This is a genomic window from Streptomyces canus (assembly GCF_001514145.1).
GTDB classification, from domain to species: domain Bacteria; phylum Actinomycetota; class Actinomycetes; order Streptomycetales; family Streptomycetaceae; genus Streptomyces; species Streptomyces canus.
This window is the reverse complement of sequence record NZ_KQ948684.1, coordinates 16,061-27,845: the sequence shown is the minus strand read 5'-3', so window position 1 is coordinate 27,845 and position 11,785 is coordinate 16,061. Positions and strand designations below refer to the sequence as shown.

General features: G+C 68.2%; 8 protein-coding genes. 2 read left to right on the top strand and 6 right to left on the bottom strand.

Annotated elements, in window-relative coordinates; genetic code table 11:
- Window positions 1-166: 166 nt before the first annotated feature.
- Window positions 167-640: a hypothetical protein gene (locus AQJ46_RS48005; protein WP_030945954.1), complete on the top strand. Its 474-nt coding sequence runs from the start codon at window positions 167-169 to the stop codon at window positions 638-640.
- A 125-nt stretch (window positions 641-765) separates the two neighbouring features.
- Complete coding sequence (fxsT, locus tag AQJ46_RS48000; protein WP_159064213.1) at window positions 766-3,405, top strand: FxSxx-COOH system tetratricopeptide repeat protein; 2,640 nt, start codon at window positions 766-768, stop codon at window positions 3,403-3,405.
- A gap of 319 nt (window positions 3,406-3,724) precedes the next feature.
- On the opposite strand, the gene AQJ46_RS47995 is transcribed toward fxsT, so the two are convergent.
- From AQJ46_RS47995 to AQJ46_RS47970, 6 genes are all read right to left on the bottom strand, one after another.
- Complete coding sequence (locus tag AQJ46_RS47995) at window positions 3,725-4,642, bottom strand: replication-relaxation family protein (protein ID WP_059211708.1); 918 nt, start codon at window positions 4,640-4,642, stop codon at window positions 3,725-3,727.
- Entirely contained in the window at window positions 4,642-7,290 is a 2,649-nt protein-coding gene (locus AQJ46_RS47990; RefSeq protein ID WP_059211668.1) for a hypothetical protein, read from the bottom strand. Before AQJ46_RS47990 ends, AQJ46_RS47995 begins: the two co-directional genes overlap by 1 nt.
- Window positions 7,291-7,947: 657 nt before the next feature.
- Complete coding sequence (locus tag AQJ46_RS47985) at window positions 7,948-8,667, bottom strand: hypothetical protein (protein ID WP_059211667.1); 720 nt, start codon at window positions 8,665-8,667, stop codon at window positions 7,948-7,950.
- Between the two features lie 273 nt (window positions 8,668-8,940).
- Window positions 8,941-9,561 (bottom strand): hypothetical protein, encoded by a 621-nt coding sequence (locus tag AQJ46_RS55865; RefSeq protein ID WP_059211666.1) that lies wholly within the window; start codon window positions 9,559-9,561, stop codon window positions 8,941-8,943.
- Between the two features lie 79 nt (window positions 9,562-9,640).
- A complete protein-coding gene (locus AQJ46_RS47975) occupies window positions 9,641-10,885 on the bottom strand; it encodes a DNA cytosine methyltransferase (protein WP_225887627.1) in 1,245 nt (414 codons plus the stop codon).
- 85 nt (window positions 10,886-10,970) lie between these two features.
- Window positions 10,971-11,777: an adenine nucleotide alpha hydrolase family protein gene (locus tag AQJ46_RS47970; RefSeq protein WP_208617113.1), complete on the bottom strand. Its 807-nt coding sequence runs from the start codon at window positions 11,775-11,777 to the stop codon at window positions 10,971-10,973.
- Window positions 11,778-11,785 lie beyond the last annotated feature (8 nt).

The window sequence follows — 11,785 nt, the reverse complement described above, 5'->3', positions numbered from 1 at the left end:
ACTGTTGGGCTGTCCGTGGGATCGGTCCAGCGTCATGTCGATCATGATCCGGCGGGCGAGCACGGTCGGCGATGACCACGAACGGTATACGGGCAGTGTGGGCTGCAGGGCACCTTGTGCAGCGTTACGGTTGAAGTGAGGCCGCTCATGTGAGGAGGCCGGAAAGATGCTGGTGGAGTCACTGACGGCGCTGGCTGCCGCTGGGGGCACTGCAGTAGTGCAGGCTGCGGGTACGGACGCGTGGACTGGACTCCGGGAGGCGGTGGCGTGCTGGTTCGGGCGGGGTGACTCTCAAAGGGAGCAAGCGGAGCTGGAGCGCCTTGACCGGACCGCTGCCGCCCTGGAAGCCGCTGATCCGGCCCAGGTGGAGAGGGCGCGGGTCAGCATGGAAGCCGCCTGGCAGGCCCGCATCGAGGCAACGCTGGAGCACCTGGACGGACCAGAGCGCGATCAGGCTGCCGATCAGCTCCGTGCCCTGCTGGTCGACCAAGGCCCGGGGGACGCTGTGTCGGCCGGGCCGGGAGGAGTGGCCGTCAAGGGGCATCTGGACATCCGCGCCGATCAGGGATCGATCGCGGCCGCTGTCATCCAGGATGCACGCATCGGCCCTCATCCGATGCCGGATCCGCCGCAGGACTGAGCGGACCGGCAAGCGAAACCCTGGCACCGGACGCCATCGGCGTCCCAGGAGGTATTTCAGCTAGGGATCGCAGTATCGCCGCCCACCGGATCGACAAGATCGCCTTCTACGCCGCCCCGACCACGGTGACCTGGCCTCACCAAGTCGGCACATTGCCGCGGGAGGCTGGCTGCTTCCAGGACCGCGCCACGGCCCGGCAGCTGGAACAACCGGGAGGCGGCGGCATCCACGTACTGGTCGGCCTGGGCGGGGCTGGGAAAACCCAGCTTGCCGCCCATCACGCCCGTGCCTTGTGGCAGACGGGACGACTTGACCTACTCGTGTGGGCGACCGCCGCTACCCGCGACGCGATTATCGCCAGCTACGCGCAGGCTGCGGTCGAGGTATTGGGTGCCGACACCGTCGACTCGGAGACCGCAGTGCGCGCGCTCCTGGCTTGGTTGGAGCCCAAGCCTGGCATGACGCGCCGCTGGCTGGTGGTGCTCGATGATCTTGCCGACCCAGCTGACATCCGGGATCTGTGGCCTCCCAGGAGCCCGCACGGCCGCACTCTGATCACCACCCGCCGCCGCGATGCCACGCTCACCGGGCATGGTTGCCGCATGGTGCCGGTCGGCTTGTTCACGGCGGAAGAGGCGACCTCCTACCTCACCACCGCTCTGGCTGCCCATAGCCGTGACGAACCCATCGACCAGCTCGTCGCTCTTGCCAACACACTCGGTCACTTGCCGCTCGCGCTGTCCCAGGCCGTTGCCTACCTCGTCGATAGCGGCCTGACCTGTGCCAATTACCGTGACCTGCTCATGGAGCGGTCATGTCAGCTCACAGATGTACTGCCTGACCCCTCCGGACTTCCCGACGATCAGACCTCAACCGTCGCAGCCGCATGGTCCCTATCTCTTGAGCGTGCCGACCGGCTGCCCCCAGTGGGGCTTGCTCGCCCCATGCTGGAACTCTGCGCGATGCTCGACCCCAACGGCATCCCTGCCTCAGTGCTGTTCAGCCAACCGTCTCTCGCCCACCTCGCTCAGCCCGGAGCCCTCGGGCAAACGCATGTCACAGAGGTCTCGGCCAGGGACGCCAACCAGGTGCTGCGGGCGCTGCACCGACTGAGCTTGATCGACCACTCCCTCGGCAGCACCCACCAAGCAGTCCGCATCCACCAGCTTGTCCAGCGCGCCCTTCGAGACTTTCTCCCTGCGGGCCAGCGTGACCGACTCGCACGTACAGCGGCTGACGCTCTGATCGCCGCATGGCCCGAGGACGAACCTTGCGACACTCCTCTCGCACAGGCCCTGCGAGCCAACACAGAGGCGCTCGCTCTCCATGCCAGAGACGCCTTGTTTGCGACCGATGCCCATCCTGTACTCCCCCGCGCCGGTCGGAGCCTTGGAAAAGCTGGGCAGGTTGGGGCTGCCCACCTCTACTTCAAGCACCTGGTTGGCAGCACTCAGCACCATCTGGGTGCCGACCACCCTGACACCTTCGTCGTCCGGAACGACTTCGCCACCTGGCGGTACAAGGCGGGGGATGTTACCGGCGCCATCGCCGAGCTGGAGCAGTTGATCGCGGACATGGAGCGGGTGCTGGGCGCCAACCACCCGCGCACCCTCATCGTCCGGCAAAACGTTGCCATCATGCGGAGAACGGCGGGGGACGTGGTCGGCACTATCGCCGACCTGGAGCGGTTGATCGCGGACATGGAACGGGTGCTGGGCGCCAACCACCCCCGCCCCCTCACCGCCCGGCACATCCTCGCCGTCTGCCGGTCGGAGGTGAACGATACGGTCAGAGCCTTCGCCCATCTGAAGCAGCTGATCGCCGACCAGGAGCGGGTGCTCGGCACCGACCACCCCGACACCCTCAGTACACGGCACAACCTCGCCATTGCGCGGGGCAGAGCGGGTGATGTTGCCGAAGCCATCGCCGAGCTGGAGAAGGTAGTCGCCGACCGGGAGCGGGTGCTGGGTACCGACCACCCCGACACTCTCACCGCCAGGTTCAGCCTCCTCCGTTGGCGTATGGAGACCGAAGGTGTCGCCGCCGCCATTACCGCCGTGGAGAAGGTAGTCGCCGATCATGAGCGGGTGCTGGGTACCGACCACCCCAACACCCTCAAGGCTCGGCACCGCCTTGCTACATGGCGGTGGAAGGCGGGCGATGTCGCCGGAGCCATCGCCGAGCTGGAGAAGGTAGTCGCCGACCAGGAACGGATGCTGGCTACCGACCACCCCGACACTCTCAGCACCCGGCACCGTCTCGCCGTGGTGCGGGGCAGGGCGGGTGATGTTGCCGGAGCCATCGCCGAGCTGGAGAAGGTAGTCGCCGACCGGGAGCGGGTGCTGGGTGCCAATCACCCCGACACCCTGATTGCCCGGCGTAGCCTTCTGGAACAGGTAGTCACAGACCAGGAACGGATGCTGGGTGCCGACCACCCCAACACCGTCGGCACCCTTCACGACCTTGCCCAGTGGCAAACGAAGACGAGTGCAGCCAGAGAGGTTCCGATCTATGAGCAGTTGGCCGTAGATCGAGAACGAGAGTGGGGGCCGGACCACCCTGACTCTCTCTATTACCGATACCGCCTCGCCATCCAGCGGTGGAGTGCAGGTGATGCAGCCGGAGCCATCGCCGATCTGGAGCAACTACTTCCAGACCAAAATCGAGTACTGGGCCCCGAGGACAGCGAAACCCTTAGGACCCGTAATGAACTTGCTCGCTGGAGGACGGAGGCTCAGGGCCCGGCCATTCACCGCAACGGGTGATCACGTTGCGAAGAAGGACAGCGGACAAGGGCAAACCCTGTCCATAACTTCGGCTCGAGCGCCCAGCACAGCGCCTCGGGCCGACAGCGACTGAGCGTGCCAGAGCGATCGGCGCGGGCAGAGCGAACGACGGCACTACGACCTCCTGCCGGGCAGCGTAGGTGGGCGCCCCTTCGTACGCGCCCCGGGACCAGCAGGAACAGCACCCCGTGTTCACTTCGCCGCGTATCGCGCCGTCCTGCGAGACGAGGTCGGCGCGGCGCAGGGTCCCGGACACGGCAGGAACCTGCGGGACGTGCACTCGATCAGCTTCGGTCTCTCACAGGTCCATCCACGGACGAGGCTCGCCGCCATCCAACGGCACCCATATGTCGCCGGAAGCTCCCTCTTCTTCGAGGTCCTCCAGAATTGCTGCACCAAGCGGTACCTGCCGGGACATCGTGGCCACGAGGGGATGCTGGGCGACCATGGCTTTCAAGTCGCTGCTGCGTCCGTTGAGGACCTGCCGGGAGGCTGCGGTCAGAACGAACAGGACGCGCGGAAAGACGGGGTACCAGCGCAGCCACGTCGGCCCAGGCGCCGGGACCCGGGCGCGTGAACGCTGCCGGCCGATGGGCTGCGGCTGATAGGACCAGAAGCGCGCATAGTCGATCAATTTCACGGCCAGGCGCTCGCTGCTCATGGTGGAGCGGTCGACTTCAACGAAAGCCCGGAGTTTGCGACGCTCTGTGTTTTCGACGGCGGTGTAGTGCAAGACGGCGTCGGCGACGACGCGTTCGCCGTCGCCGATGCTGTGGGAGACCTCGGGCGTCCAGTCCCATGGGCTGTGCTCATCACCCCGGCGGCGTGCATCGGCGGCGAAGGCTAGGTGAGTGCGGAGCACTGTCAGGGTGTGCGGGGTGCGCAGGGACGCAGCGGTGGCTGAGGTGATGGGATACGGAGGCCTGCCGCGCAGTGCGGGCCAGTCACGGGTGAGGCGGGTCGCGTCGGGGGTGAGGAACCAGGCCCTGGTGCGGTTGGACTGGGGCAGGACGACGTAATCGATCAGGCCTTGCTGCCGCAGCGTTTTCATAGGGTTGGAGAGCGCGAAGCGAGTCGCTTCTGGCCGCAGCAGCAGGAGGAGTTGGCTGGTGGTGGCGATGCGGTGCTGGGCGAGCGCCGCGAGGATCTGATGACGCAACGGCTCCGAGGGACTCGGGACCGGTTCTGAGGACGGTCGGAGCGTCTTGGCGGACATCACCGGTATTCCTTCTTCTGCAGGACGGTCGTCGGCGGGTGGACTTGAGAGGGCGGGGCGGCGGGGGCGAGCTCGGTGACCAGGGCGTCGACGCGGCCGTGCTGGCTGGTGGCCCGCGCGGTGAGCTCGCTCAGCGGCGCCGTCTGGGCTGTCGCGCGGGCGGCGCGCTCGAGGGCCGCTGCTTGGCGGGGGCGGGCCAGGTCGGCGAAGACCTCGTCGAGGTACGGACCGGTGATTTGCGCGGGCCCGACCCGGCTGCCGTGGACCGTCAGCGACATGTAGTGCTCAAAACGGTTCAGGGTGGCGACGATGTCGGGCCCGGGCGTGTCTCCCCACTCCGCGGTGATCGGGGCGATCGCTGAGCGGGAGCCCGCGGTTGACGCCAGGGTGGAGGCGTTTTGCAGCAGGGACTGACGTACGGGGCCGGGAAGGCGGGAGAGCAGCTGGGTCATCCCGTGGACGTGGCACTTGTACTTCCGGAAGTCTTCGAACATTGCCGCGATCGTTTCCGGGGCGGCACCGGTGAGCGTGATCAGCTCGTCGAAGTAGGCCCGGAACGGCACGCGTTTGCCCTCTGCGGTGTCGCGGCGGGAGCGGACGGCCCGCAGCAGATCCCGCGCCAGCAGTGCGGTCAGCAGCCGGTCGGTCGGGCCGTTGCCGCCCGGGCACACCCACACGATCATTCGTGCGTCCATGGCGGCGCGGATGTTGTACACGCCGTCCGGCTGTCCGAGGAAGGAGCGGGTGACCGGGTTGCTGGCCAGGCGGGCGATCGGGTTGAGAACGACGCCGAAGGCGTCCGCGGGCAATGCGGGAAAGGTGGTGTCCCACCATGCTCGGGTCTCCTCATCCAGCCGGCTTCCTGCCGCCGCCAGTGCCGACATGCGGAAGTCGTCGTCTGTGAGCAGGGCCCGCGCTTGGAAGATCGTGGCCTGGTCCTCGGGCCGTCCGGCACGGCAGGCCATCTCGTTGACGGCGACCAGGACCGTGAGGGCGGCGGTGAGGATGGCGAGGGCACGCGGGGCGGTGGCATCGTCCCAGCCGAGAGCCGCCGCGAAGGCATCCGCGGTGGCCTCGACGACCTCGTGCGCGGCTTGCCCTTGGTGCATGCCGATGGGATTCCACGAGGCGAGCTGGGCGGTGGGTCCGTGGGCGTTGAGATCGACCAGCGCGATGCGCTGCATGAGGTGGTCGTGGGCGAGGAAGGGGACGGCGCGAGGCCAGGAGTCGCCGTGCGGATCGAGGAACATCAGTCCGCCGCCGGCATGCGCCCAGCCGATCGCCTGCGCGAGTGCACGTTCGGTCTTTCCGCCGCCCGCCTTGCCCACGCCGACCTCGAACAGAGTCTCGGCCGCGTGCGTGGCCACCAGGCGGCGTCGGCCGTCGGGCGTGCGGTAGATGCCCTGCAGGAGCAGGTCCGGATTGCCGAACTCGAACGTCGGCAGATCACCGGCGAACAGCGGCACACGGCAGTGAACGGTCGGCGGTTTGAGCAGGCCGGCAAGTTCCTCCAGCCGTACCCAGTTGGCCCTGGGAGGCTGGCAGTGCGCCAGTGTCCAGCGCCGTTCGAAGGCGCCACGGGTGGGCCAGTGGTCGGCTCCGACCCGCCAGGGGCCCAGCCGCCAGCCGCGCATGGCCCACCGGGCGCGGCCGCCGAAGACATCGAATGCGGCCTGGAGCTGAGCGAGGCGGGCCTGTGCGCGGCCCTCAACGTTGGACGCACACATCACCAACAGCTGGACTCGCACCAGCTGGTCGTCGCCGACGAGTTTGCCCAGCGCCTCCACCGGATCGACCCGGCGGGGCACAGGCGGCATGACCAGCCGCCGACCGGCGCCCGATGCACCGGGCCGTGAACCGAGCAGCTGCTGCAGCTGCCAGGTCAGCGAGTCCTCGACTCCGCTCGCATCCTGCCGCAGCCAGCGCGCGGCCCGCTGGGACTCGCGACGCTCGGCGCGGCGGGCGGCGCCCATTAGCTGGAGACGGCGCGCGCGCAGCGCCCACTTGGGGGCACGCTGAATGTCCAGGCGGATCTCGGCGAGGTCACCGAGCTCCCCGCGCAGGTCGGACACGGCGTCGACGAGAGGCTGTAGCGGGTCGGGTTCGAGTGGCACCTCGCGCAGTGGGGCGGTGAGCTTGCCGCGCAGGATGAACTCCGCTCGCACCGTATGGTCACGGGGCTTGTCGACGATCGGTCGGGCCGGGCTGACCACGACATCCGGCCCGAAGGGCGTGATGGACAGCAGGCGTTGGGCGCCGGCCGGGCCTTCGATGCGATACCGCAGCGGCGTACTGCCGTCCGCGCGCATCCTGATCTGAACGGCCTTCGCCCGCCGGGGTGCCCACCAGGGCATGGCCGTGGAGGCGCGGGCAAGTTGCACGCCACGCCGGAAGATCTCCTCCAGACTCGGGTCGAAGTGGCGGCCGGGGACCAATTCGAGGGCCATACGTTCGGCCGAGACATGGGCGGCGAGCCGACGCACAGCCATCTCGCCTACCCCCCAGCACACGGCGATGCCGGCCGCGAGGAGATACCAGTGGTCGTAGAGCCAGTCGATGGCATCGACCAGGTCGGCGACCAGGTCGACTACCTGACCCGCATCCGGATTGTCAGTGCGGCCGGTCAGGTTCGGGGCAGTGGAGCCCATGCTGTCCCCCTTCGATGCAGCTGATCGCGTGAAGTGCCAACCCGTGATGCGGAGATCTCAGAACGTCCCGACGCAGTCCCCACCGGCCCGCAACGGCAGTGCAATTCATCGGCGAGGCTTCCCCAGGCGTGGCCGGGTGGAGGCGGCGGCGTCGCACAGAGGGATAGAGATGGCCGCAATGACGGTCCCCGCCCGCGTGCGTGAGAGGAGTACGCAGCGGCGCATGGCTTCCAGCCAGCCGGCGTCGCACCACGGCCTCACGCTGTGAGGTCAACTTGTCCGGAGGCACGAATAAACTCCCTGGTCAGAAGGACGATTGCTGACCATGAGGAAACACGACGATCCTGACCCGACCCCCGACCATGAACCCCCGACCACGGTCACATTGAGGACACGAAGGTCATGGTCGGGCCGACCATGGCAGCGACCATGAGACACGAGCTGGCTGTCGCAAGGCCATCGCGTCAGACGTGTGCCAGAAGGACAGGCGACCGGTGCGCGGTCACTGGCCCGCCCGCCCAGACAGAAGCCGCCCGGGCTGCGACGGACGCTCGCGCAAATGCGCCAGACGCGCTCCGCGCGGAGCGACAGATGCAGGCGGGCGGCTGCCGTGCCGGTCCTTACTGCCAGTCGTGGACGGACGGCGGGGATGAGGTCCTACTCGGCGCCGCCGACCGCCTCTTCGCGGGCGGCTTTGACCGCGCGCTCCCACTTCCACGTGGGTTCGCCGTGGATCTTGGCCAGCTCCGCGGCGACACCGCGGTGGTATCCGCCGATCTTGCTGAGGTAGGCGGTTGCGATGTCGATGCGCTGCTGGACTTCGGGAGTGCGTGTGCCGCGGTCGGCGCGGGGGCCGCCAGGAGCGCCGGCACGGCCGGTGTTGTCCCCGTTGCGGCGGCGGTCGAATTCCTGCAGGTCGCCGCGGCGGAATGCGGGGATGAGTCGTCCAGACGGCCCTTCCACCTGGCCGGCCACGGGGGCGAAGTAGCCGGGATTGTCCTTCACGTACTTGCGGATCGCGGAAGGGCTCTTGAAGTGGAAGTAGGCGGCTGCGTCGTTGATGGAGATCAGGTCGTCCGGGTCGCCCTCGTACAGCGCCGTGTCGGTGGGCAGTACTTTCTCCCGCTTGGACTGCTTCAGCCACCTGTGGAAGGCGCGGACCTGTTCGAGGTCGAAGTAGTCCTCACGGTCAACCCGTGGGCCCTTCTCCGGGAAGCGGGCGTCTGCCGGCTGAACCTCTTCGGGCTGGTCACCGCGCTTTGCGTACCACAACCGGACCGTGGGCATGCTCGCGCCGGTTTCCGCAGCGATCCAGGCGCGGTTGGCGTAGATGCGGCCGCCGACCTCGATGGTCTTGGGTTCGGGAGCGCGTGCCATGAGGTGCCTCCGTGGCGTCGCGGGCAGTCCGCGCAAGGAGTTCCGCGGACTGCCCGTATGCTGGGGGTACTCCTTCCATAGGTGGGTTGGAGTACTTGATGGCCGGTGGGACGTTCGGTCGGGGTTGCCGCCCTGGGCCGACACCGTGAGGTGTCTTCCGCCGGCCATCCACTCGCCGGCACCCGAAGCGACGTTGATAATAATGCGCTCTTTCGGTTGGGGTGTCAACCGCCTCCCCTGGGATCTGCCGCTCTGCCGGGCCGGGACAGGGACTCAGGTGCTGTGCAGGGCGCGCCGGGCATCAGCGGCGCGCGCGGCAGTGTGGGCGGCGCGCGCCATCTCATACATGCCCCGTGTCCACTCGGCGACTCGCTCGGCCAGTCCGTGCAGCTCCTTTGCGGCTGGGTGGTCGCCTTGCCGCATCAGGTCGGCCAGGCGCAGCTGCTCGGCTTGCGCCTCCCGCAGGGCGCGGCGCAGCACGGCGAGCGTCCCGCGTTCGTGCTCGAGGCTGCTCCAACTGCAGCGTGTGGGTCGGCTCTCCTGCTGGAGGAGCGCCAGCGAGGCCTGGGGCCAGGCGCTCTCCTGCCCGGGAGCGATGACCAGGCTCAGCAGGCAGGCGACTCGGTCGTCGTGCAGGGCGGCGTACGGATAGTCCGCAGCAGGGGAGGGCAGGGCGATCCGGCCGCGCATGTGGTCCCTGAACGACGATGCCGTCGGTTCTTCCTTGCGGTCGTAGCGGGCGTGCAGGTAGGAGACGAGATTCGGCAGCTGCCAGGCAGGAGTGCCGAACGGGGCGGTCGGCATGGACAGGGAGACGAACTCGACACTCCCTGAGGCGGCGGTGATCGTCGCCTGGACTACGCAGAGCGGACCGCGGCGTGGGTCGAGCTGCATGGAAAGGCTCCTTCGTTCTTTTCGGCGGCGGGTTGGGCGGGGTGCGGAGTTGCCGCTCCGGACCCCGCGGGGGTGGAGATCAGGCGGCCAGGGCGAGGCTCGGCAGAAGTCGTTCGCCCAACCAGCGCGCGGCGTTGACGCTGACTGCGTTGCCGATCTGCAAGATCGCCTGGGTCTGGTTGCCCTGGATGACGAAGTCGGCGGGGAAGCGCTGGATGAGCTTGAGTTCTTCGACGTCCAGCATCCGCAGAGTGCAGTCCTCCACCGTTGATGCCGGGATGATCAGCGCGTGGTGACGGCCCTGTGCGTTGAGGGTGGGGACCGGGCCGGTGATTGGCAGGGCGGTGCCGTTGTTGCGGTACATGACGATGAACGGTTCGGTGCCGTACCTCTTGAGTCCCATCGCGATCCGGTCCTGGGTCGCGTTCGCGTAGGCCTTGAACTTCCTGTGCCTGGGACGGCCGTCACCCACCCGCTGGCCGGGCAGGGTCCAGTCGATGATGTCGCCGACGGCGCGCGTCAGCGGTGTCAGCTTCAGATGGCCGCACCCGCGGTTGGGGCAGCGGAACTCGTACTTCTCGCCCCATGCGCCGATGCGGCGCGCCTGGGGGTCATTCCATACCTGAGTGGCCAACACGGGCCCGCACTGCGGGCAGACCGCCTCCGGGCGCACCCGGAGGTCGGGCAGCGGGATGCCCTTGCGGGTGAAGACGACGTAGATGCGGTCCCGGAGCTGCGGCGCCAGCAGGTTGTCGCCACCGCCCAGGTGTGCTGAGGAGGCGCTGACGATCTGCACGTTGTAGTCGAGCAGCTCCATACCGCTCAGCCACCAGTTGAAGAGTTCCCAGTCGGTGGCGAACTCGATGACGTTCTCGATCACGAGGGCGTCGGGCCGGTGCAGTTCGGCAAGCGCGAGCACGTCCAGCGCGGATGCCCGCGTGCGCACGAACGTCGCTTCCTCGGCCCCCTGGTCCTGGCCGGTGAGGCTGATGCTGGTCTGGCCCCGGGCGCGCTTGCCGCCGGCATTGGGGCTGGCCTCCGTGCACAAAATGGAGGCCCAGACCACGCGGGCGCGGGGGAGTCTGCGCTTGTCGTAGGTATTGATGTTCTCGCACTTGTGCTCTGCGTGGGGGTGGTTGGTGCGGTGTGTCCATACGGCGACGGGGTCGTGGTTCATTCCCAGCAGGAGCTGATAGCCCGCCTCTTCCATGCCGCGGCTGCTGCCGCCGCAGCCGCAGAAGAGGTCGATGAACGGGATGGGACCCAGCTGGGCCTTCATCAGGGCGAGTTCCTCGGGATTGAGGGCGGGGGCGTACCGCTGCACGGTCACTTCCTTCGCGGGTGGCGGGTTGGGGTCGACCGATTGCCGTCAGTCGACAATGATAATTATACGCTCTCAATTCGAGGGGTCAACTTGCGCGCCGTCGTCCCCCCTCTGCCCGCGCCCTGGCGCGCAGCTCACGCAAGGGCAGGGGCCGAGTTGTGCCCCCTCGCCGGTCGCGCAGAATGCTGACATTCCCGAGTCGGCTGCGCAGCCCCTCCTCCTCGGCCTCGGCCTCGGCGTAGCGCTCGGGCATGACGTCGAGCAGGTGGAGCCACTGGCGCTGTCCGGCCCTCACGCACATACCGGCGCAGTTGTTGTGCTTGAACCCGAGCCCGTACAGCCGCGGGGGCTCGACTCCCAGGGCGCGGGCCTCGTTGAGCAGCTGGTCCTTGGTGAGTGTTTCCTCCCGGCGGCCGCACAGCGGGAACCGCGTCTGCCAGGGAGCCCAGTTGCGGGCGATGGCGGGGATCCGGGCGCGGTCGCGGGGTGTGTCCTCGATCCCGATGTACACCAGGGTGTCGGCCGGATCTGCGTGTGTTTCCATCCACCTGCGGCACGGAATCTGCTTGAGGACCTGGGAGCAGGGGGCCAGGCGGTCGTTGCCGAGGAACTTCTTGTCGTGGAAGACCTCCCACGGCGTGCGTCCGTCGCGGACCCGGGTCAGGGGGACGTCCAGGAGGCGGCCGGTGTCCTCGGCGAACCGCCACAGGTCCTGGTCCTCGATGCCGGTGTCGGCTATGAGGAGAGTGAGGCGGTCGGTCCCGTACCGCTCGGCTACGCGGACGGCTGCGCCGAACGAGCCGATCCCGCCGCTGAATTGGACGATGTGCCGTCCCGGCGTGATGTGCCCGGCGCGGACGCGGCGTTTACGTGTCGTGGCTGGTGGTGTCATGGGCTTGT